This window comes from Candidatus Odyssella thessalonicensis L13, from assembly GCF_000190415.1.
Classification (GTDB): domain Bacteria; phylum Pseudomonadota; class Alphaproteobacteria; order Paracaedibacterales; family Paracaedibacteraceae; genus Paracaedibacter; species Paracaedibacter thessalonicensis.
Map to the genome: position 1 here is coordinate 194,305 of NZ_AEWF01000003.1, position 20,794 is coordinate 215,098.

At 43.6% G+C, this 20,794-nt stretch carries 21 protein-coding genes and 1 tRNA gene; 11 read left to right on the forward strand and 11 right to left on the reverse strand.

The features are described from left to right. Positions 1-84 precede the first annotated feature (84 nt). The 3 genes from HMO_RS0106325 to rpiB are packed head-to-tail and all read right to left on the reverse strand — an operon-like array spanning position 85 to position 2,791. A complete protein-coding gene (locus tag HMO_RS0106325; RefSeq protein WP_010300125.1) occupies positions 85-1,506 on the reverse strand; it encodes a cryptochrome/photolyase family protein in 1,422 nt (473 codons plus the stop codon). Between the two features lie 14 nt (positions 1,507-1,520). Next, the gene (gene ubiA / locus HMO_RS14055) at positions 1,521-2,363 is read right to left on the reverse strand and encodes a 4-hydroxybenzoate octaprenyltransferase (protein WP_010300126.1); all 843 of its coding nucleotides are present in this window, start codon (positions 2,361-2,363) and stop codon (positions 1,521-1,523) included. After that, positions 2,357-2,791, reverse strand: a complete 435-nt coding sequence (rpiB, locus tag HMO_RS0106335; RefSeq protein ID WP_010300128.1) for a ribose 5-phosphate isomerase B — start codon at positions 2,789-2,791, stop codon at positions 2,357-2,359. Before rpiB ends, ubiA begins: the two co-directional genes overlap by 7 nt. A gap of 333 nt (positions 2,792-3,124) precedes the next feature. On the opposite strand from rpiB, the gene HMO_RS0106340 reads away from it, so the two are divergent. From HMO_RS0106340 to HMO_RS14060, 3 genes are all read left to right on the forward strand, one after another. Further along, the gene (locus HMO_RS0106340; protein WP_010300130.1) at positions 3,125-3,673 is read left to right on the forward strand and encodes a hypothetical protein; all 549 of its coding nucleotides are present in this window, start codon (positions 3,125-3,127) and stop codon (positions 3,671-3,673) included. 306 nt (positions 3,674-3,979) lie between these two features. Further along, positions 3,980-5,761, forward strand: coding sequence for a heme lyase CcmF/NrfE family subunit (locus HMO_RS0106345; protein WP_010300131.1), 1,782 nt, complete (start codon positions 3,980-3,982; stop codon positions 5,759-5,761). Then, positions 5,761-6,162, forward strand: coding sequence for a cytochrome c-type biogenesis protein (locus HMO_RS14060; protein WP_010300132.1), 402 nt, complete (start codon positions 5,761-5,763; stop codon positions 6,160-6,162). The genes HMO_RS0106345 and HMO_RS14060 overlap by 1 nt, the downstream gene beginning before the upstream one ends. Positions 6,163-6,179: 17 nt before the next feature. Here HMO_RS14060 and rpmE read toward each other — a convergent pair whose 3' ends face one another. Continuing rightward, positions 6,180-6,407: a 50S ribosomal protein L31 gene (gene rpmE, locus HMO_RS0106355; protein ID WP_010300133.1), complete on the reverse strand. Its 228-nt coding sequence runs from the start codon at positions 6,405-6,407 to the stop codon at positions 6,180-6,182. A gap of 104 nt (positions 6,408-6,511) precedes the next feature. On the opposite strand from rpmE, the gene HMO_RS14065 reads away from it, so the two are divergent. Genes HMO_RS14065 through HMO_RS0106375 form a run of 4 tightly spaced genes read left to right on the forward strand, consistent with a single transcriptional unit; the run spans position 6,512 to position 9,832 of the window. Then, entirely contained in the window at positions 6,512-7,645 is a 1,134-nt protein-coding gene (locus HMO_RS14065) for an MlaE family ABC transporter permease (RefSeq protein WP_010300134.1), read from the forward strand. Positions 7,646-7,647: 2 nt separating this feature from the next. Continuing rightward, the gene (locus tag HMO_RS0106365) at positions 7,648-8,373 is read left to right on the forward strand and encodes an ABC transporter ATP-binding protein (protein ID WP_010300135.1); all 726 of its coding nucleotides are present in this window, start codon (positions 7,648-7,650) and stop codon (positions 8,371-8,373) included. An 8-nt stretch (positions 8,374-8,381) separates the two neighbouring features. Beyond that, positions 8,382-9,242 carry an MlaD family protein gene (locus HMO_RS0106370; protein WP_029448538.1) on the forward strand — a complete coding sequence of 287 codons (861 nt, stop codon included), beginning with the start codon at positions 8,382-8,384 and terminating at the stop codon, positions 9,240-9,242. Then, the gene (locus HMO_RS0106375) at positions 9,239-9,832 is read left to right on the forward strand and encodes an ABC-type transport auxiliary lipoprotein family protein (RefSeq protein WP_010300138.1); all 594 of its coding nucleotides are present in this window, start codon (positions 9,239-9,241) and stop codon (positions 9,830-9,832) included. The genes HMO_RS0106370 and HMO_RS0106375 overlap by 4 nt, the downstream gene beginning before the upstream one ends. 95 nt (positions 9,833-9,927) lie before the next feature. Here the strand turns inward: HMO_RS0106375 and HMO_RS0106380 are convergent, their stop codons facing one another. After that, the gene (locus tag HMO_RS0106380) at positions 9,928-10,926 is read right to left on the reverse strand and encodes a hypothetical protein (protein ID WP_010300140.1); all 999 of its coding nucleotides are present in this window, start codon (positions 10,924-10,926) and stop codon (positions 9,928-9,930) included. A 682-nt stretch (positions 10,927-11,608) separates the two neighbouring features. Here HMO_RS0106380 and HMO_RS17650 point away from each other — a divergent pair. Further along, positions 11,609-12,145: an HNH/ENDO VII family nuclease gene (locus HMO_RS17650; RefSeq protein ID WP_425358518.1), complete on the forward strand. Its 537-nt coding sequence runs from the start codon at positions 11,609-11,611 to the stop codon at positions 12,143-12,145. Here the strand turns inward: HMO_RS17650 and HMO_RS0106385 are convergent. The 4 genes from HMO_RS0106385 to HMO_RS15540 form a co-directional block, all read right to left on the reverse strand. Further along, positions 12,102-12,178: transfer RNA gene (locus tag HMO_RS0106385), tRNA-Ile, on the reverse strand. The two genes, HMO_RS17650 and HMO_RS0106385, sit on opposite strands and share 44 nt — an antisense overlap. Positions 12,179-12,259: 81 nt before the next feature. Beyond that, positions 12,260-13,309: a recombinase RecA gene (gene recA, locus HMO_RS0106390; RefSeq protein ID WP_010300143.1), complete on the reverse strand. Its 1,050-nt coding sequence runs from the start codon at positions 13,307-13,309 to the stop codon at positions 12,260-12,262. Positions 13,310-13,408: 99 nt separating this feature from the next. Then, a complete protein-coding gene (locus HMO_RS0106395) occupies positions 13,409-14,374 on the reverse strand; it encodes a hypothetical protein (RefSeq protein ID WP_010300145.1) in 966 nt (321 codons plus the stop codon). Between the two features lie 112 nt (positions 14,375-14,486). Then, positions 14,487-16,829, reverse strand: coding sequence for an ATP-binding protein (locus HMO_RS15540; RefSeq protein ID WP_010300148.1), 2,343 nt, complete (start codon positions 16,827-16,829; stop codon positions 14,487-14,489). A gap of 219 nt (positions 16,830-17,048) precedes the next feature. Between HMO_RS15540 and HMO_RS0106410 the strand changes: the two genes are divergently transcribed. Both HMO_RS0106410 and lipB read left to right on the forward strand, forming a co-directional pair. Further along, positions 17,049-17,387, forward strand: coding sequence for a hypothetical protein (locus HMO_RS0106410; protein WP_139016843.1), 339 nt, complete (start codon positions 17,049-17,051; stop codon positions 17,385-17,387). Continuing rightward, a complete protein-coding gene (lipB, locus tag HMO_RS0106415) occupies positions 17,371-17,988 on the forward strand; it encodes a lipoyl(octanoyl) transferase LipB (protein WP_010300153.1) in 618 nt (205 codons plus the stop codon). The genes HMO_RS0106410 and lipB overlap by 17 nt, the downstream gene beginning before the upstream one ends. On the opposite strand, the gene HMO_RS14075 is transcribed toward lipB, so the two are convergent. Beyond that, positions 17,978-19,117 carry an aminotransferase class I/II-fold pyridoxal phosphate-dependent enzyme gene (locus tag HMO_RS14075; protein ID WP_010300154.1) on the reverse strand — a complete coding sequence of 380 codons (1,140 nt, stop codon included), beginning with the start codon at positions 19,115-19,117 and terminating at the stop codon, positions 17,978-17,980. The genes lipB and HMO_RS14075 overlap by 11 nt on opposite strands. Next, on the reverse strand, positions 19,114-19,836 hold the full coding sequence (locus tag HMO_RS0106425; RefSeq protein WP_175282098.1) for a dienelactone hydrolase family protein: 723 nt from the start codon (positions 19,834-19,836) through the stop codon (positions 19,114-19,116). Before HMO_RS0106425 ends, HMO_RS14075 begins: the two co-directional genes overlap by 4 nt. 461 nt (positions 19,837-20,297) lie before the next feature. Here HMO_RS0106425 and ssb point away from each other — a divergent pair, with 461 nt between their 5' ends. Beyond that, positions 20,298-20,789 carry a single-stranded DNA-binding protein gene (gene ssb, locus HMO_RS0106430; RefSeq protein WP_010300158.1) on the forward strand — a complete coding sequence of 164 codons (492 nt, stop codon included), beginning with the start codon at positions 20,298-20,300 and terminating at the stop codon, positions 20,787-20,789. Positions 20,790-20,794: the final 5 nt, after the last annotated feature.

Sequence of the window (20,794 nt, forward strand, 5' to 3'; positions counted from 1 at the left end):
ATCAGCACACTGAAGCGCGGGCAGAGGACAATTAGGGCCGTCTTAGAATTTATAGCTACTTTGTCTTAGTCAATAACAGCGCTCTTATGAGGAAGTGGATCGAGGCAGCTCTTGATAAATTTCAAGAGCCCGATGGCGTGCTTTCTCATGGTCAACCATAGGAAATGGATAGGTTACCCCCAGCTCAATACCAGCTCCCTTCAATTTTATGGCACTGGCTTGCCAAGGTTTATGGATATAATCTGCAGACAATAAGTCTAATTCCGGCACCCAACGCTTAACATATTCTCCTTCCGGATCAAACTTTTCTCCTTGAAGCACAGGATTAAAAACACGAAAGTAAGGCGCAGCATCGGCACCACAGCCAGCAACCCACTGCCAACTGGCACTGTTGTTGGCAAGATCAGCATCGACGAGCGTATCCCAAAACCAAGCTTCACCTTGTTGCCACGACAACAATAAGTCTTTGACTAAGAAGGAGGCCACAATCATGCGGACACGATTATGCATATAGCCTGTATGCCAAAGCTCGCGCATGCCCGCATCAATGATTGGATAGCCGGTTTGCCCTTGAGACCATTTTCTCAGGGCATTTTCATCTTGCTGCCAGGGAAAATTGGCAAACTGTTGGCGCAAGGGATGGGTGGGTAAGGTTGGCACATGATACAAAAGATGATAGGAGAATTCGCGCCATCCTATCTCCGACAAAAAATTGAGAGCATCTTGCTCTAGCACAGGATACAAACGAATTTGAGTGTGAATAGCGTGCCATAACTGCCGTACACTAATCTCTCCCCATGCCAAATGAGGGGATAACAGGGAGGTGGCTTGCTGGGCTGGGTAATTGCGATTTTGTTTGTAGCCAGCAATGCGGCTGATAAAGTTGGCTAATTTTTGTTGCGCTCCTACTTCCCCGGGAGTCCATGTCTGTCTCAAACCGCTGGCCCAATCGGGTTTAGTCGGCAGCAAGCCTAACTTTTTAAGGTCAAATGTTGCTCCACTCATAAGTTGCATGTTAGCGGGAATTGGCAGGGGAGGCTCAATGCGGGCTCGGGCTAAGCACTTTTTCCAGAAAGGCGTAAAAACCTGGAAGAATTTACCTTGGTTGTTTTGAATTTCCCACGGTTCAAACAGCAAATGACTATTAAAAGACTTAACGCCAATACCACGCGCTTCCAGCTCAGTTTTTATCCGTGTGTCTACAGCTATTTCTTCCGGACCATAACGCCGATTCCACACGACAGCGGTAGCCTGCGTCTGTTTTATCAATTCTAAGAGAATAGGGAGAGGGTCGCCCTGATAAAAATGCATGGAATTATTAAGTGCAGAGTTTAGCTGGTGTAAACTGTGATGTAACCACCAACGGCTCGCGCCGCCCGGTTGCCAAGGCCCAGAATTTTCAAGAATAAAAATTGGAATAATTTGCGCCTTTAAACGAACCGCTTCCTGGAGAGCCGGATTATCAGTTAAGCGTAAATCTTTGCGAAACCAGACAATGCACTTCATGATAGTTTCCTATTCTATCTGAGTAGAAATCCGATAAAAATTAATAAGCCGACCCACTGATTGGCAACAAAAAATTCACGACACGCTTGAGGATCTGTGAAGTTTACCCCTTTAAGTTTATAAATTGCCAAGCTGCCGGCACCGCTGAAGAAAGCATACGCAAGTAAGCTAGAATGGGCCAAGTAACAGGCTAAGCATAAGAGCAGGACCATCATCCCATACAATCCTACAAGGATGGCACGGGCCTGGCTGCCAAACCTCAACGCTGTGGATCCAATATTAAGATGGCGATCATCCTCAATGTCTTGAAAGGCATAAACAGTATCATAAGCAACAGTCCAGCAGATCCCCGCCGCATAAGCGGCCACCACGCCCGGATGATACCAATTCGCTGTAAACAGAGCTACAGCCATAGGAAAGCCGATATTGAAAGCGAGCCCCAGAAAGATTTGCGGGTAATGGGTAAAGCGTTTAGCCTTTGGATAAATCATAAACAGCACAGTTGCGATCGCGCCGATCCCCCAGCATCGCGGCGGAAACTGCAGCAATACCGCTAAACCCACGCCACACAGGGCAACAAAAAATAACAGAGCCTGCTTAAGAGTCACTTCACCCGTGGCTAAGGGGCGGTTCTGGGTCCGTTGAACCTTCTGATCAATATCAATATCACAATAGTCATTGATGATGCAGCCGGCAGCACGCATGACTGTAGCTCCCAGCGCAAAGAGCAGCATTAGTTTAGGGTCAATGGCAAAACCTTGGATATAGGCCAGGCCCCACCAACAGGGAAACAAAATCAGCACAATTCCAATCGGCTTATCAAAGCGGCCTAACCGCCATAACGCTGAAACTAACATGCGGGTGTACTAAATGTATTAACGCGTCTTTGATGGCGTCCCCCCTCAAAGGCTGAATTTAGAAAATGATTCACAATGTGCTTGGCTAGTTCTACGCCGATGACACGCCCTCCCAAACACAGGACATTAGCATTGTTATGGCGCCGAGCCAACTCAGCATCCAACCCTGTACTACACCGGGCTGCACGGATGTGACGGTGACGATTAACAGCCATGCAGACGCCCAAGCCTGTCCCACAAATCAAAATACCTAAGGCCTCAGCATCTTGTTTTAAACAAGCGGCAATTTTGTCGCTATAAAGTGGATAATCAACCGACTCCTCAGACTCTGTACCTAAGTCCACCACGTCATAGTTAACCAAGTAGGAAATCAATGCTTGCTTTAAGTGGAAACCGCCGTGATCCGCGGCAATATACAGTCGTGTCATTATGCTTCTCCTTAAGAGTCGATGTCTTATCTGTAGCATAATTGTGGAGCAGCGTCTATTTGCTCTCTAGCATTATATTATTATAGCCTAAATAAACTGTAAGAAATAAATCTTCTGCGATAGAGATCTATCCTTTATCTAGTCAACTTTTCTTGGAAAACGCTAGTAACTTTGTAAAAAATCAAGGTAAAATTTTACTTTAATTTTTCTTGCTTATTTTATTGAATTTCAACCTACAGTTTCATAGGAAATATTGCAAAAAGCTTTACGGGTATATAAGATCCTTAGGGATTTCTATCTGTAAAGAAATTTATTAACATTTAAGGAAATATTATGGGTATAAAAGTGAAATCTATTTGGGCCATTGTCGCTATTTCTCTGTTGAGTGGCTGTAGCTCAAACAATATTCGTGCTTATCGTCTTGATTCGAGCATTAAATATGATATCCCGCACAGTACTATGCAAAAGGTATACATTAAATCAGTCAAAATGCCAGAAAATGATGCTCACAGCATTATGTGTCGCGCTGTAGGGCCGATCTACTTGCCCCAAAAAATGACTTACTCTCAGTATATCAATGATGCTTTACATAAAACGTTGATAAGCATGGATAAATTATCAGATTCTCCCCATGTAGGACATACGCTTGAAATTGCTTTAACAAGGGTCAATTTTGATACCTTAGCTGGGGAATGGTATATTGATGGAAACGTCATCATCGATAGTAAGAAATCGTTTACTGTCAATACCACTACCCAGTATGGTACAGCATACATTGCGGTTGATGCTTGTCGAAATACTGCAGAAAGCTTTGATGAAGCCGTAACCAACTTTATCAAAAAACTTTTGAATCAGCCTGATGTAGCACAAGCTCTCAGATAAAACTTCTCTAAGAGCATTATAGGTAACTAACAAACTTTGCCTTATGCTCTTAAGGCTTAAGCAATGGCTTAGCTTGAAATTAAGCTAAGCCATGAAATTACCCTGTATATAGTGGAAGGCATTTACGAGCCATATTGACCTCCACTTTAGCGGTTATCTTATTTAAAAGTCATAAACTTAAAACATAGAGCCTTATTGATATTTCATCTTTTCCCGATGCAGACACTTATAATATTCATATTGCATCGCATACCTTAATATTTTTTGCTAAGCTGAGCTCAACTGTAGTCTTAGAGGACAAAGATAATGCCGGTGTCATGGTCGCCCTATATTGGGCAAGGATTGCTGTATATTGCAGCTTTGATGGCTGGTATAACGGTGTTATCTCCTCAATATAAACGGCTTCTTTATGGAGCAACGGCAATAATAAGTTTGGGGGCGTTTGCTTGGCTTGTGTTTGCTCATCTGACCTCCGATTTCTCTTTTGTTAATGTCGTGCTGCATTCTCATACCCAAAAACCCTGGTTATATAAGCTTTCTGGCGTTTGGGGCAATCATGAAGGGTCGATGCTGTTATGGTTGCTGTTAATGCTGGGCGTAGGAGGTACCGCTTTTCGACGCTTGCCCCAAGGGTTATCGTTTATTGCCTATGTGGCGTTGGCAATATTATTGTTTATGATTTTTGCCTGTAATCCGTTTACGGCAGTTCTGGTGCCACCCTTGGAAGGCCGTGATTTAAATCCACTGTTGCAGGATCCCTTATTAGCAATTCATCCTCCGGTTTTATATTTAGGAATGGTCAGTTCTTTGGTGCCTGTGGTCTTGATGAGCCTTCATGAAACTGATAAGCGTTGGCTGTTGTGGACGCGCTTCTCTTGGGCGTTTTTAGGCATAGGTATTATGTTGGGAAGTTTCTGGGCTTACTATGAACTGGGCTGGGGCGGTTGGTGGTTTTGGGATCCAGTGGAAAATGCTGCTTTAGTACCTTGGTTACTTCAAACAGCTAGCTTTCACAGTTATTATTTAGCACGACAAGGGCGATTATCACTGGGCGTCGTAAAATGGCTAAGTTTTGCAGTGTTTGCTTCTTGTCTGTTAGGCTTATTTATCATCCGTTCAGGTCTAGTAACTTCGGTCCACAGTTTTGCTGTTGGCCCTGAGCGCGGGATATTCTTGCTCCTTGTCTGTGGAGTGGTGTTGTTTCCCTTGGGTCGACGCTTATTGAGCTTACATACTAATAGCCCAAGCTTAAAGCAGCAAGGGATTAATCTGATCACCGCCCTGAAGTTAGGAATATTCTTGTTGTGCTTTTCTGCTTTCACCATCGCTTTTGGCACCTTATATCCGCTTCTCTTACAAGTTTTTGATATTCAATTAACGGTGGGAGCCCCTTATTTCAACGCTACTGTTGTTCCAATTATGCTCCCCACCTTGGCGTTGATGGCTTTGCAGCCGTGGATGACCGTCTCGGGAATTGATAAACAAGCCTCTCTTTCTCCTCTGTTAATAGCCACCATGGCCGTCCTAATCTTGGGGTACAAATTTAATCAGACACGTTTACTGCTGCTTTTAAGTTATGGAGCGAGTGTCTGGTTGATCAGTAGCCTGCTGTTGGGGATAAAAGCGCAACGCTGGTCTTGGCGAAAGGCTCCGATGCTGCTAGCCCATTTAGGGGTTGGGGTTGCGGTCTTAGGAATGGTGTTATGTTTGGCCTTTGAAGAGGAGAAATTGATTGCCCTAAAACCGGGACAATCTATAGAAATGCAAGGAAGAAATTTTTCTTTAGCAAGTATTAGCGGCATTAAAGCCGAGAATTATATGGGACAAACGGCTTTCTTTACATTGAATCAAAAAACGGTGCTCATGCCTCAGAAACGGTTTTATTGGACGCAGGGGATTATTCATCAAGAAACATCCATTTATTCCTCTGGTCTTAATCATTACTATGTATCCATGGGAGATCATTATCAAGATGATGCGTGGGGGTTTCGATTTGCGTACAAACCGTGGATTAATTTAATGTGGTTAGGGTTTGTGGCCATTGGCCTCGCGGGGCTAATGTCGCTCGGGCGCTCAAAGGAGAAGTAATGACAAGATTGATCCTGCTGATGGTAATGGTATTGTTGGTTAGAACCCATGCCTTGGAAGTTCATGAACAGCTAGCGTCGCCGGCTCTAGAAAAGAGAGCGCAATTATTAGGATCACAATTGCTATGTCCGACTTGTGAAGGGCAGTCTTTAAATGATTCACCAATCGAAGAAGCTATATTATTGCGCCAGGTCATTCGTGAGCAAATTGTGCATGGCTTTACCGATCAGCAGATTATAGAATGGTTTACCAACCGTTATGGCGAACGGATTCTTATAACACCGCCTTTAAGGGGAGCCACTTTGGCGCTATGGGCACTGCCGTGGATTTTGTTGGGCCTATGTTTAGGGGCGGGGGTTTATCGAGCTAATAAAAAAGGCTCTCATAGGAGAGCCTCTTAACTAAGCTAATTGAAAGCTTATTTTTTAGCGCTAAAGCTACCAAAACGCTTTGTAAATTTACTGATTTGTCCAGCGGTATCAATAAGACGAGCTGAAGCACCGGTCCATGCTGGATGGGACTTGGGATCAATATCAAGCTGAAGGGTGTCGCCTTCTTTACCCATAGTAGAGCGAGTGGTAAATTTTGTTCCATCTGTCATGACAACATTGATTGTGTGATAAGAAGGATGAATGTCTTTTTTCATAATCGTGACCTGATAAAATAAATAATCTTACTATGCTATATAGCTTATTATAATATATTATGCAATAATTTTCCTTAAGAATCATAGATTAATCTGGAGATTAATTGATAAAAAATAAGCAGTCTCATTTACAACCTCAGGTGCAGCTCATTACACAAGATGAGCAGCAAACGCTTGTATTTTCAGGGGCTTGGCAAACCTTAAGCTTGAGAGGTGGGCTTGACAGTCTCTCTCAGCTACAAGAACGTATCTCCGCTCCTCTAGCCGTCAAGATCTGCTTTGAAGATGGTTTCAGTCATGATAGTGCTGGCGCTTGGGTCATTGCAAAATTCTTAAAGGCCCTCAATATTGATAGGGATTTAAGTGAGCACTTACCATCCCCAATAAAGCGGTGGCTCGATAAATCCTTCGACTTCCCAGCTGAAGAAAAATCTTCTGGCGCAAAAGCAATTCTTGAAGAAATCGGTAAAGCCGCTATAGAGACTGCGGAGACTACGAGAAAAATTATTGAGTTTTTAGGGCAAACCCTAACTCATATATATGTTACGGTTATCCGTAAATACGGCTTGCGCTGGGCGACAATTGCTCACTTTGTTGATACGGTGGGAATTAAAGCTATTCCAATTATTAGCCTTATTTCCTTACTTATTGGGGCTGTTTTGGCATTTCAAGGGGTCAACCAATTAGCTCGCTTTGGAGCTTCAAGTTTTACGGTTGATTTCTTGGCCGTCTCACTGTTGCGAGAGATTTCAGTGCTACTGACATCAATTGTGGTGGCGGGGCGATCGGGAAGCTCCTTTGCAGCGCAAATTGGAACAATGGCCTTGAACCAAGAAATTGATGCTATCCGCATGATGGGACTTAATCCGTTTCATGTATTAGTAATTCCCCGAGTATTGGCAATGGTGATCTCATTACCATTGTTGGTCTTACTGTCTATCTTGGGGGGAGGAATTGGAGGAATGATCGTGGTGCGCTCTTATGTCGGGCTGTCCTATTCTGAGTTCTGGAGCTCGTTTCAAGCAGCAGTCAGCACCACCTCTTTTTGGACGGGTATGAGTAAAGCGCCTCTATTTGCAATAGTTATTGCTATTATTGGGTGTTACCGGGGGATGCAAGTTAAGTCCAGTGCTGAAAGTGTCGGAATTATGACCACGCGCGCGGTGGTTGAATCAATTTTTATGGTTATAATTTGTGATGCCATTATGTCGCTATTCTTTACGGCAATGGATTGGTAATTATGGCACCGATTATTGAAGTTAAGAATTTATCTACCCAGTTCGGTTCTCAGATAATTCATCAAAATCTTAATCTGAGTGTGAACGAAGGTGAAGTCTTAGGTATTGTGGGCGGTTCAGGATCAGGCAAGTCAGTTTTAATGCGCTTTATGACCGGCCTACAACCTCCTCAAAAGGGTAAGATTGTCTATAATGTGCCTGGGGGCTTTAATCAAAGCCATCTGGGAGTCTTATTTCAACATGGAGCCTTATTAAGCTCCATGAGTGTTGTTGAAAATGTTATGGCCCCGCTTCGAGAAGTGGCAAAACTCCCCTTTGAGCTGGCCCGAAATCTAGCCATGATAAAAATTGAAACAGTTGGCTTGCCTTTAGATGCCGCCTTTAAGTCGCCGGCAGAGCTATCGGGAGGAATGATTAAGCGGGCGGCGTTAGCTCGCGCCCTTGCTTTAGATCCCCCTATTGTCTTTCTGGATGAACCGACTTCAGGACTCGACCCCATTAGTGCCGCTGGCTTTGATGAATTAATCCGTGAGGTGCAACGTGACTTGCGCATGACCATTATCATGATTACCCATGACTTAGACAGTTTAGTGCGAATTTGTGATCGAATCGCAGTCTTGGTTGATCGTCAAGTTTTAATAGGTTCCCTTGCTGAGATTATAAGAATTGATCATCCATGGATAAAAAGTTACTTTCATGGGCCGCGTGGTGAACGTTATTTTCGCTAGAGGATGAAATGGAAACACAAGTAAACTATGTGCGCGTAGGAATGTTCGTGGTGGGAGGATTCTTGGCCATGATTTTATTCATATTGTGGCTGCACCAATTTGGATTTGGGGAGTCGACCCGGCCTTACCATATTTATTATAAAGGTTCTGTTTCTGGCCTTAAGGTGGGAGGAGCAGTCCAATATAGAGGAGTTCCAATTGGTAAAGTTTCCACAATTAAAATTGACCCCAAGAATGTTGAACAGATTATTGTAACCGTTGATATTGATAAAACAGCGATCATTAAAGAAGATATGATTGCGACTTTAGAAAGTCATGGCTTAACAGGTATCTCTTATATCCAGATTAATGGAGGTACTACCACAAGCCGGCGATTAATTGATATAAGTCACACGCGTATCCCTGTTATCCCTTCAAAATCATCTCTGTATGAACAAGTCTCTGCGACCTTGCCTGATATGTTACAAAAAATGGACTATTTGATCACAGATATTCGCGGCGTTTTTAATGATGAAAATCGTGAAGCTTTTAGTAAAACCATGAAGAACATAGAAGAGATTACCACCTATTTTAAGCCTGACGATGGACACGATAAAGATGCTTTCTTACTTGAGCTTACCAAAGCTATTGCAACACTAAATGCAACCCTTACGGAGATTCAATTTATGAGCAAGGAATTTACCGAACTTATGAAAGAAAATCGGGGTGGCTTAAGAGAATTTACCACCTCGGGATTAAATTCATTTTCACGTTTTATGATCGAAGGCCGCGAATCATTGGCGGCTATCCGGCGTATTACTGAATCTCTTGAGCGATCACCTTCTCGATTTTTTTATAATGATCCTAAACAAGGAGTACCGGCCCGATGAAAGCACAGCTTTGTAAACTTTTACTTGGATCCTGTGTGTTTTTAACGGCGTGTGGTCCTTTGATCCCTATCCCCGGTGAGGCCCCCAAACGCTATACATTATCTTATTGGGAGGCGACAGAAGACCGGCCTAAAATAGCGCGGCAGTTAATTGTGGATGTACCGACAGCCTCTATCAAGCTGGACTCACAACGGGTTGCAGTTATTCCGGCGTTCCAGCAAATTGATTATTATGCTGATATGGAATGGTCTGACCGCTTACCGTTAGTTGTGCAGGAAGCAGTGTCTTATTCTTTACAAAATCTGCATGTTTATCGGGCCGTGGTCCGTAATAGTGACGGTATTGTTCCCGACCATGCCTTAAAAATTGATATTCGAAAGTTTGATGTCGACCAAACCACTACGCCGCGGGCAGAAATTGAATACTTTGTTCAATTAATTGATCTCAGCACTCGCAATGAAGTCGCGAGCAAACTGTTCAGTGCTCATTATTACTTAACTCATATAAGCGCAGATACTATTGCCGCCGCCTTAAACGCAGCTAACAAGCAAGTAATTTGGAATATTCACGAATGGTTGGTCAAAGGGTAGCTACTTTATCACCCTCGAATGATAAAGTTTAACCTTAGCGAATTTATGAAAAGAGAACCTGACAAAGCTGCTGATAAAGCTTTGCCAGGAAAGATTTACTCAGAACTATTTAAGTGGGAATTAAGACCCGTAAGAAGAGAACTTACGCCATGGTCTCCACTGTTAGCCAAGACTTGCTTCAACTTTGTTACAACGGGCACAATTAAATTGCTCCGATAATGGCCGCGCTGCGAGAAAGATTGTCCTAATTTATCTAGATCTATCTCTACCCCGTATTTGCTTTTTGCTTTGATATAGTAATCAGCCATGTCCCTTGCTATTTCTTCAATGGTATCCCTTTGATACGGGGTAAGTTGTTTAAGATTACCATAATCATCGGTTACTAAGGTGGCTCTTACGGCTAAAGTCTTAAAAATTTCTGGATCATTTTCAGGGCACCCTTCTATAACGTGGCCCTCTTTATTGACAGTTCTGCCGCTAAAAGAGCGAGGAGCTATATTCATAGGTGTCAGTTTACCCACAAGGGCGGACGCACGCAAATTATAAGGGGAAGCTAAGTTACCTTGAAAAGAAAGGCGAATGTTTGGAAGATAGTGCCCTGTTGTATACACGGTAGGGATTTTAAAAGGATTATATTGGATAACTTGTGTTTCCCCTGTCAGAGTCATTATTTCCCTTGTACCGCCTCCTTTTGCTGGGATAGGGTATAGAGGAGAATAACCGGCAGTTAGAACTTTATAGGCGAGTTGTACGTATTCGTACCCATGGCGATAGTCCTCATTAATACTCCAACGTGCCCCATCTCTCCTAGAAAAAGGGGTAAGAGTACCAACGATTGTCTCTTGGCCACGGGCCAGATCCACAATAATCATTTCTTTAATATGATCAGGAAATTTATGGTCCACAAATTCAGCGCTAACACGCAGGGGATGAGGGGGATAATCTTTGCTCATACCCGGATAGGTATGGGGCCATGGATGGTATTCTTCAGCAATGGCGGAGGTGCCAGAGATTAATTCTTTTGTCTCTTGGTCCATCGTACACCCAATCCCGGTTGTCAATAAGGCTACCATTAAACACTTACTTTTAAACATTCTTCGTTTCCCCCATTAGGTTGAATCATCTATGCCTCACTAATATGGAGATAAATTAAAGTAATACAAGTATCTTTGAGGGATATTTTTCTCTCTACTAAGATTGCTTATAAATAGATTGGTATATTATGGATTTCTATTAATGACTTAAAAAGTAGGCATTCTGCACCCGCTTTTCGGTATCTTAAATGACAGCTGTCTTAATTACTTAATTTTACCTTTTTAAACCCTTTATTATAAATTTTACTTAAAAAATATAGAATAAAGGCTAACCTTAGATAGAACTGTATTTTTTCTCTAGTAAAAAGTAATAAGTTCCCAATTAATTAATAAAAACTATAACTGGGTCTTGAAAAGGACTAAGACTGCCCCCATATCAAAAGCTTGAAGAACTATAATAATAATGGAGGCAGCTATGGCTAAGCATGTCGCTTATCCATGTGTTTTTGCATTCATTTTCTGTAACTTTGCAGCAAAATCTGTGGAAAGTTTAAATGAAAATGAAGCAATTTTTAGGAATATTACATCTTCTGTATCACAGATGCAACCGCTATCTTTACTTACAGATGAATCTTTTGAGAGTATCGAGTCTTTTTTAATAGGGCAATCTCTTAGAGAAAATAGCTGGGAAGGAGAAATAATAGCTCAAAAAGATGCACTAGCCGCGACTGGGGTTAGTGAGATGCCAGTATCACTTACACCAACTTCAGCACGCATTCTACATCATGCAAAGTGGGTGGAGGCTTTAGAAACCACAGCTCCGCAAACTCATGCCGAGCATACGGCTGTCTTTCTAGACTCTCTGGTGCCAGGGGCTTATCATTCCCCCATAAAAGTAGGGACTAATACTTATTATCTCTTAAAGGGGATTAGCCCTAAAGGGACACCACGACGTAAGGAAAATCTTACAAAGCTAAGAAAAGGAAAGGCTCCGCTATTAGTCAATCTTAAGACCGGGCAACCGATTCCCTATGAAATGCATCATGTGGGCCAAAAAAACCGAAAGAGTTCTATCGTTATGTTACCGGTTGAACTGCATAAAGAAAGGTCTAAGCAATTTCATACATATACAGGCCCTTCAGACATTGACCGTAATGGATTTAATAGTGAGAAAAGACGGGTATTTAAACGATTAGCTGAGAAATTTGAAAAGCTAGAAAAGGGGGATCAACAGATGGTGGGCCCGGCAGGACTCGAACCTGCGACAACTCCGTTATGAGCGGAGGGTTCTAACCAACTGAACTACAGGCCCACGTATTTTATATTAATGAACAATAATTGCTCAAAAGTCAAGAAAATCAAAAAGGAGGCTTTTATTAGCCTCCTTATCTCCTTACGCAGCGTCAGCCTCGTCTTCTGAGTTCGACTCAGAGCCGCGCATCATATTATCCGATAATAGGCCCGCATTATTACGGATTGCCGTTTCAATCTGATTGGCAATATCGGGGTTATCCCTGAGGAACTGGCGAGCAGCTTCTTTACCTTGGCCAATTCTTTGAGATCCCATGGAGTACCACGAGCCAGCTTTTTCAACCACGCCCGCGGAAACACCCAGATCAATAAGCTCTCCGGTTTTTGAGACACCTTCACCATACATAATATCAAAATCGACGACTTTGAAGGGAGGGGCCATCTTATTCTTGACCACTTTGACGCGGGTCTGATTACCCGTTACCTGATCTTTATCTTTAATCGAACCAATACGGCGAATGTCAAGCCGGACAGAGGCGTAAAACTTTAAAGCATTTCCGCCGGTGGTGGTTTCAGGATTACCAAACATAACGCCTATCTTTTGGCGGATCTGGTTGATAAAGATCACCATACAATTGGTTTTGTTGATCGACCCGGCCAATTTACGCAGAGCTTGGCTCATCAAGCGAGCTTGAAGACCCATATGGGAGTCACCCATGTCCCCTTCCAGTTCTGCTTTTGGAACCAGAGCCGCGACAGAGTCAACAATGAGAACATCGATGGCGCCACTGCGAACTAACGTGTCAGCAATTTCCAATGCTTGCTCACCGGTGTCAGGCTGAGAAATAATCAGGTTATCAATATTAACTCCCAACTTACGAGCATAAGACGGATCGAGCGCATGTTCAGCATCGACGAAAGCACAGGTGCCGCCGACTTTTTGCGCTTCCGCTACGGCATGCAGAGCTAGAGTCGTTTTACCCGAGGATTCCGGTCCATAAATTTCAATAATACGGCCGCGTGGAAACCCGCCAATTCCGAGTGCAATATCCAGTCCTAATGATCCCGAAGAGAGAGCTTCAATTTCAACGGTTTCACGTTGGCCAAGGCGCATAACGGACCCTTTACCGAAGGCGCGCTCAATTTGTGACAGAGCTGCGTCGAGAGCCTTTCCTTTATCAGCTGTTGACATATTATTCTCCTTCTTCACTGTCAAGTTTTAAACTTTAATGAATTATCGCACACTTGGCGCCTTATGCACAGGAGATTATGTGACAAATATTGTTATTTTTTACTGTTTACAAAATGCTTTGCGAATGGCTTGGAACAGGTAATTGTTCCACCACATTTTGGAAATAAAATTGGGGCTGCCAGCTTGGATCCATAAGGGTGATGTTAATTCTTCCTCTGCATGACGATGAAAGTTATAAACGCCAAATTGTTTCCGTAATTCATCACGCCGGACAATCAGAATATCGTCAGGGGATTGGGCAACAAGCGGGCTTAATAGCGACTGATCATGTTGATGATACTCAAAAAGGGGATCTTGAAGAGCCCGATCTAAAGGTTCGTCTGTTATAGCTTCAGCTTTTTGGCAGACATCAAGCCAGCGTTGGATAAAAGCGCGGGTTTTAGGGGTATTCTTGACGACAATAAAGAAACCCCAAACATTTTCAGCATTGAGAATCGATTCCGTTACAGGGAAATCGAACATTTGATAGGCCTCTTTCTTAAGATGCTTTCTTAAGGGGGTAGAGCGTCCTTGAGACAAGACAAGAATATCATGATTTTCCATCCTCTGGAGGATGGTATCAATGGGTTTTCTAAAGATAAGACCTGAATCGGCATAGATAATCACTGCATCGTCGGGGAGCTCTTTCAGGGTTTTCAAAATGAAGTATGGCTTCCACAGCCAATACCCAGCCCCTTTTTTGTGATGCAAAATAGCTTTATTCTTCTGATAAAAGTCGTCATCGATATCGCTTCGGGTGTATTTATAGATGCGATTGAATCCCTTGTCGGCGGCACTCATGCTCAAAGAATTCTGATTCTTATAAAAAACTGCGTCTCCATCGGCGTAAGAAATGAGCACAATAGGAGTCCCCGGATTTCGATGAGCATTGAAGGAATCCGGCTGAGTAATCGCAGATAAGGGAGTAAAAGCAGCGTCAAGTTTAAACAGCACAAGGTAAGGAGGAATTATTAAGGCTAGCAACAGCGTATAAAGGACCCAAGGTCGCCCCATCTTCGTGAACATATAATCTCAGTACCTAAAAGCATTTCTTGCAATTCTAGAAAAATTTGACCAAGTTGTCTATGTTTAAACGATGCTGCATTTACAATAGGAAAGAAGTTAAGCTTAAAAAGTCTTATTCAACCGCTAGCACTTCTTTAACCTTGGAGGCTAAATCCTTTAAAGTGTAAGGTTTGGGTAAGAAATGAATATCCGCGTCATCATCCAAGTTTTTCCGGAAAGTGTCTTCCGTGTAACCCGAAATAAAAATTGTTTTGGCGGTTGGATAAATATCACGAATGCGCTTATTTAAGGTCGGACCATCCATCTTAGGCATGACCACATCGGTAATAAGGATATCAAATTCTTCACCTCGTACAACCATGGCCAGTGCTGCTTCACCGTTATTGGCTTCAAGCACGGTATAACCTTTTTCCCTTAAAGCTCGGGCGCTGAACATTCGTACAGCATCTTCATCTTCCACTAACAACACTCGCCCCCTTCCGGTTAGATCCTGAATATTATGCTCAGCCTTAGTGGACTCTATTTCTATGGGGCCAGTATAACGGGGGAGTAGAATTTTAAAAGTTGTTCCTTTGCCCAGGATACTTTCTACTTGGACGAAACCGCCGGTTTGTTTAACAATACCATATACAGTTGACAGTCCCAGCCCTGTGCCTTCGCCCACCTCTTTGGTGGAAAAGAAGGGCTCAAAGATATATTCCATATGTTCGGGGGCAATGCCTGTGCCAGTGTCAATTACTTCAATGGCTATATAGTCTCCTTTGGGAATGACATCATGACCATAACGCATCTGTTTTGGAAAAGTTACGTTAGCGGTTCTTAAAGTTAACGTTCCTCCCGACTTCATCGCATCGCGTGCATTTACCACCAAGTTAATGATCACTTGTTCTAATTGGCCCACGTCTGCTTTGACAAACCAAAGATCACGGGCATGGATCATCTTTAATTCGATCCCAGCACCGATAAGGCGTCGCAGTAAAGTAGAAATTTCTCCCAGATTATCGGTAATATTGACAACCTTTGGTTGCAGGGTCTGTTGGCGAGAAAAAGCAAGAAGTTGGCGGACAAGGTTGGCAGCCCGGTTAGCATTTTGCTTGATCTGAATAACATCGTTGTAAGAAGGATCATTAGGCAAATAACGCTGTAGAAGTAAATCACAATAGCCGATCATTGCTGTCAGCAAGTTATTAAAGTCGTGCGCTATTCCCCCTGCTAACTGTCCGACTGCTTGCATTTTTTGGGATTGGATGAATTGGTCTTGTAGACGTTTTTGTTCAGAGATATCAATAAATTGTAGCATAACTTCTGCTGCTCCACCCTTACTAAAGGGGCGAGAAGGATAAGCTGTTGTTTGCAGACGGTCGCCATCAAAGCGTACTTCAAAAGGAGACGTCAGGAGGCGTTGATCAAAAGCCTTCTTTAAATGTTGCTCAACTTCGGAACGTTGTGAAGTTGCAACCAGGTCAGAAAATCTTCCGCGCGGTGTAAGTTCTCCGAGCATGGTCGAAAAAGCAGGATTGCAAGAAGTTATATCGCCATATTGGTTGACCATAACCGCAGCAATAGCCGCATCTAAATAAGTGCTGTCCTGAATTATTTCAGGGGCAGACAGACCAGCAACATTATCTAAGCGACATAAAATAGATGGACGATTTTTGGTTTGTGTGTCGTCTTCAGGCTTAAAAAGTAATGCTTTGAAGGCAGGGCCAAATTTATTGAAAACGCGGACCATGCCCCGGCTCGATTCAGCATCTTTAATCAGGTCGCTGGCCAGCCGCCCAATGATTTCCTCGCGGGGCATTTCTAACCATTGGCACAGCGTCTGGTTGACCCCTAAAATCGTGCCTTGTTTGCTGATGTAAAAAATCCCAAAGGGAGCTTGATCAACAAATAACTGTAATTGCTCGAATTGGTGGCGTAATTGATAGTAAGAGTCAAAATGGAGGGTCACATCGCGTAATATGGTGACAAAGCTGCTCTTTTCAAAAGGACATAAGGTAAACAGGTACCAGCGTTGGTCCATTCCTAAACCATTACCACCGCTATGGAAAAGCAACTCACCGCGCTGCTTTTGATCAATCATTTCTTTTAATTTTTCAGCATCTGCCGGATCTGCGGCGCGATTGAAAAGTTTACGAACGAATTCCAGCTGGTTAGGATAAGCATTTGGATGAGTCGACCATATAACCTTGCCCTCATTATTAAAGGTAACTGATTCAATATTAGGGGCTAAAGCGCTAACAGCCCCATGGAGATGGCGATAGCGGGATAACAGCTTACGATTTTGATAAAAGACACGGATCCAATAAACAAGACCAATAACGGTTATGCTGCCGATGCAAAGCAAGCTGATGGCTTCATTCCAGTCCTGTATAGTTAAGCTTAAATAACCAAAAGCTGCTGACCAGATAGCAGCTAACAGTACAATAGCAACTGAGACTAGCAAGCGTTTCATTCCACCCTCTGAGGCAAGGCTGTTTAAACTCTATGACTATGGTAGCCGATGTCCTTAAAAAAAACAGAAAGAAAATGAGGAGCCATCAAAAAATTAAAGCGACTGTTAAGCTCGCTTATAAGAGGAGCCCAATGCGGCGTCTATTGAGAGATGTGGCTGAAAAGTATATGGTAGATCTTAAACACCATCCCTGTTATGAGATAGACTCGAGGTCAGTTAATGATAAAAAACAAGTTGATGATTTCATGCTTTCATCCTGTGCCTAAGCTCGACCAGGATACCCTGATTATTGCGTGTCCAATTATGATCCATAACTATGGCCTACCTTATTACCTTGAAGGATTCGCTTATATGCGGGCAACCTATCCTGCCCTTGCATTAGAGTTTGCAGTTCCCGCTCATCAGGATGTGGGATTAGCCCTAAGAGCTTTGGCGGCAGGACTAAAGCAGGTCTATTTTGACCTAAAAGCACCGGCATGGGATCAGCTTAAACAGATGGCGGCGACGTATGGGGCTGAGCTGCGTGATCAAGGAGAATTGCATGGTTACCTGGATTAAAGCAGATCAATTCGTACCTTATCCTGAAGCGCTCACAGCTATGGAACGTCAAGTGAAGGCCATTCACCAAGGTGGGGAGGAATGCATTTGGCTGTTAGAACATCCCCCTCTCTACACCTCAGGGACGAGTGCTCGCCCTGAAGATTTGGTGCAACCTAATCGCTTTCCTGTTTACGCAACCGGCCGTGGTGGGCAGTTTACTTATCATGGTCCCGGTCAACGCATCGCTTATGTTATGCTCGATCTTAACCGTCGTTTGCCTGATATACGTCGGTATGTAGCAATGCTGGAGCGTTGGATTATCTTAACATTAGCCGAGTTTGGCATTGAAGGGCTGCAACGGCAAGGTCGGGTGGGGATCTGGGTGGCCACCCCCAATGGCGAGGAAAAAATTGCTGCCATTGGGGTACGTGTCTCAAAATGGATTACCTATCATGGTTTAGCAATTAATGTGAACCCTAATCTTGATCACTTTTCGGGAATTGTTCCCTGTGGCTTGCCGCAGTTTGGCGTTACCTCCTTCCACAAGCTCGGTAAGATAATTTCTATGGATGACCTAGATCAAGCCCTCGAACGGGTATGGCCACAGCTTAAGCTATAGATTGCTTTGTCAAAACTTCACAAAGTTTATCAATATTATCCTTTTGATGATGGGCTTGCAGGGCTAGCCGTAACCGACTGCTATGAGGCGGGACTGTCGGCGGGCGGATGCAAGAGACCCGAATGTTATGATCAAGCAGATGCTGGTAAAGCCGCTGCGTGTGCTCAATGTCGTCGAGAATAATAGGAATAATATGAGTGGTGGAGTGCCCGGTGTTAAATCCGAGCCGAGCTAAGTTACAGCGAGCGTAAGCGCTTAACTCCTCTAAGTGTTGCCGCTCATGGCTAAGTATTGGAAGGAGCTTTAAAGCCTGGTGATTGGCGGCAATAGTGGCTGGCGGCAGGGCTGTCGAATAGATAAACCCTGGAGCAAAATTAATAAGAAAATCCTTTAGGGTCTGACTGCCGGTCACATAAGCACCAAAGCCCCCCAAAGCTTTACTAAATGTTCCCATGACTGCAAACAATCGCTCAGCATAAGCACTTGTTAAGCCACAGCCATTCTGGCCCACAACGCCGGTGGCATGGGCTTCATCCACATAGATATAAGCCTGGATGCTCTCCGCAAGATCACAGAGAGTCGCTAAATCAGCAGCGTCGCCGTCCATGCTGAAAATGGATTCAGTTAAAATGAAATGGGGATGGCCTGGCTTGGCATATTTCTTGATTAGATGCTGTAAATGATCATAATCGAGATGCTGATAACGATACTGTCTTACTCCCGCTAATTGGCATCCTTGGTGCATGCTTGCATGGTTGAGGCGATCAGAGAAAACGATGGGCAAAGCATTGTGATGCTGAGCATTTAATATGGTCCCTAAGATGGTTAAGTTAGCCTGAAAGCCTGTATTAAAAATTAAGGCAGCTTCCTGGTTTTTGAGATGAGCGAGATCGACTTCCAACGCTTCATGAGCGGCAGAATTCCCACTTAACAGTCGCGCCCCTGTCGAACTTGTTCCCTGCACTGTGATTGCTTCGATAGCTGCTTGGATGACAAGAGGATGCTGGGAGAGATTAAGATAATCATTACTAGTAAAATCTAACAGTGTTTGCTGCTGGCTGGATAATTGCCGCCAAGTTTTGGTCTCTTGTTTGGCGGCTAAGGCTCTCTGAAAGGAATGCGGGATCACCCAAGGACCTCTTTTAGGAAAGCATCCACATAGAGAGTAGTGCGTTCATCAAGACAAGCATCAAAAACGGTGCCAAAGTCTGGATCATTAGCGCCGGGGGTAGTGAACGCATGGTAACCTTGGCCATAAGTAATCATTTGCCAATCCACCGCGGCATTTTGGAGTTCTTCTTGAAGCAGCCGCACCTCTGCTTGGGAGATCATCGGATCTTTAAATCCATGTAAGGTTAAGACTTTGCTGGTATAAGTCTTCGGCAATTGATAGTCTGGTCGTCCATATAAACCATGAATACTCACCCCAGCGCAGAGGCCTAGATTATTACGAACTGCGTCTAAAACGCATAACCCGCCGAAACAATATCCTATTGCCACAATCTTGCTAGAGTTGATCCGCTCGTCTTGTTGAAGATGAGCAAGAATGGCAGCCATTCGATCTCTTAAAAATTGACGATCCTGAATAAAGGGTGTCATCAGACGTGAGCATTCCTCTTTACTGCTTCCTGTTCTACCTTCTCCATATAAATCCACTGCAATTCCAACATAGCCTTTTTCAGCCAGTGACTGCGCTTTGGTCTCAGCAAAACTAGTCCGACCGGTCCAGGGTGAGAAGATTAAAACGGCAGGCAAGCGTCCTTGAGTGTTTTCAGGATAACTATAATAAAGCTCTAAACCGGTTTGGTGATGAGAGAGTACGCGAATTTCGGGCGTTGTTGGCATCATGTCCTCCATTAAGCGATCTTAAAACTCTTCTACTGTGTCATATTTTAAGAAGCAGATCTAGCGCCGTATAAGAATGGGCTGCAGCAAAAAAGTGACCTTTCTTCTCCTCATGGGAGGCGAGGTAAACTCCCACAATTATTTAAAAATATTGAATTTTTCACACGGCCGCCTCTATCGTTTAGACGTCCCTCGCTCGGCTACATATAATAAATCCCTAAAATGACCTGCCGTAAGTTTAGAACTAAGGCCAACAAGAATCAATTTAACCTTTTGATTTTAAAAGATTTTTTCTTTAGGTCTGCTTAATGATAATGGCGGAAGCTTTGGTTGTGTTCCAATAAATAGAACTAAGAAAGCAAAATTATAGATAAGGAAGCCTTATATAGAACAGCCCTAGCTTTTTCAGTGATATTTTCGTATAACTATAACAACTGTATTTGTTTTAGCGAGGATGTTTAAAGATGGCGGGTTCCGTAAATAAAGTAACTCTTGTTGGACGGTTAGGAAAGGACCCTGAAGTCCGCAATAGCCCTGATGGTGCTAAAATTGTGACAATGTCTGTGGCCACCAGTGAAGCGTGGAAAGATCGATCGAGTGGGGAAAAGAAAGAGCGGACAGAGTGGCACCGTGTTGTGATCTTTAACGAAAAACTCGGGGAAATTGCTGAACGTTATTTGAAGAAAGGCAGCCAAGTTTACGTCGAAGGCTCCCTGCAAACGCGTAAGTGGGCCGATCAGCAAGGTATCGAAAAATATACCACTGAGGTTGTCATCCAACGTTATCGCGGTGAGCTTACCCTGCTGGATAATAAGGCCGGAGGTGAAAGCAGTTATGGTAATGATTTTGATACGTCGCCTTTAGGATCGTCCGGGGGAATGCAAGACCCTTTCAGTCTCCCTTCATCGAGCAGCTCGAAAGACTTTGATGATCTGAATGATGATATCCCATTCTAAATTAG

What these genes read in the sequence shown, in the direction of transcription:
- HMO_RS0106345 (WP_010300131.1), top strand. Translation starts at nt 3,980, where the DNA reads ATGCCGGTGTCATGGTCGCCCTATATTGGGCAAGGATTGCTGTATATT.
- HMO_RS0106365 (WP_010300135.1), top strand. Translation starts at nt 7,648, where the DNA reads ATGGCACCGATTATTGAAGTTAAGAATTTATCTACCCAGTTCGGTTCT.
- HMO_RS0106375 (WP_010300138.1), top strand. Translation starts at nt 9,239, where the DNA reads ATGAAAGCACAGCTTTGTAAACTTTTACTTGGATCCTGTGTGTTTTTA.
- HMO_RS0106410 (WP_139016843.1), top strand. Translation starts at nt 17,049, where the DNA reads ATGATAAAAAACAAGTTGATGATTTCATGCTTTCATCCTGTGCCTAAG.
- rpiB (WP_010300128.1), bottom strand. Translation starts at nt 2,791, where the DNA reads ATGACACGACTGTATATTGCCGCGGATCACGGCGGTTTCCACTTAAAG.
- HMO_RS17650 (WP_425358518.1), top strand. Translation starts at nt 11,609, where the DNA reads ATGCCAGTATCACTTACACCAACTTCAGCACGCATTCTACATCATGCA.
- HMO_RS15540 (WP_010300148.1), bottom strand. Translation starts at nt 16,829, where the DNA reads ATGAAACGCTTGCTAGTCTCAGTTGCTATTGTACTGTTAGCTGCTATC.
- ubiA (WP_010300126.1), bottom strand. Translation starts at nt 2,363, where the DNA reads ATGTTAGTTTCAGCGTTATGGCGGTTAGGCCGCTTTGATAAGCCGATT.
- HMO_RS0106325 (WP_010300125.1), bottom strand. Translation starts at nt 1,506, where the DNA reads ATGAAGTGCATTGTCTGGTTTCGCAAAGATTTACGCTTAACTGATAAT.
- HMO_RS0106380 (WP_010300140.1), bottom strand. Translation starts at nt 10,926, where the DNA reads ATGTTTAAAAGTAAGTGTTTAATGGTAGCCTTATTGACAACCGGGATT.
- recA (WP_010300143.1), bottom strand. Translation starts at nt 13,309, where the DNA reads ATGTCAACAGCTGATAAAGGAAAGGCTCTCGACGCAGCTCTGTCACAA.
- HMO_RS14060 (WP_010300132.1), top strand. Translation starts at nt 5,761, where the DNA reads ATGACAAGATTGATCCTGCTGATGGTAATGGTATTGTTGGTTAGAACC.
- HMO_RS0106395 (WP_010300145.1), bottom strand. Translation starts at nt 14,374, where the DNA reads ATGTTCACGAAGATGGGGCGACCTTGGGTCCTTTATACGCTGTTGCTA.
- HMO_RS0106425 (WP_175282098.1), bottom strand. Translation starts at nt 19,836, where the DNA reads ATGATGCCAACAACGCCCGAAATTCGCGTACTCTCTCATCACCAAACC.
- ssb (WP_010300158.1), top strand. Translation starts at nt 20,298, where the DNA reads ATGGCGGGTTCCGTAAATAAAGTAACTCTTGTTGGACGGTTAGGAAAG.
- HMO_RS0106370 (WP_029448538.1), top strand. Translation starts at nt 8,382, where the DNA reads ATGGAAACACAAGTAAACTATGTGCGCGTAGGAATGTTCGTGGTGGGA.
- HMO_RS0106340 (WP_010300130.1), top strand. Translation starts at nt 3,125, where the DNA reads ATGGGTATAAAAGTGAAATCTATTTGGGCCATTGTCGCTATTTCTCTG.
- lipB (WP_010300153.1), top strand. Translation starts at nt 17,371, where the DNA reads ATGGTTACCTGGATTAAAGCAGATCAATTCGTACCTTATCCTGAAGCG.
- rpmE (WP_010300133.1), bottom strand. Translation starts at nt 6,407, where the DNA reads ATGAAAAAAGACATTCATCCTTCTTATCACACAATCAATGTTGTCATG.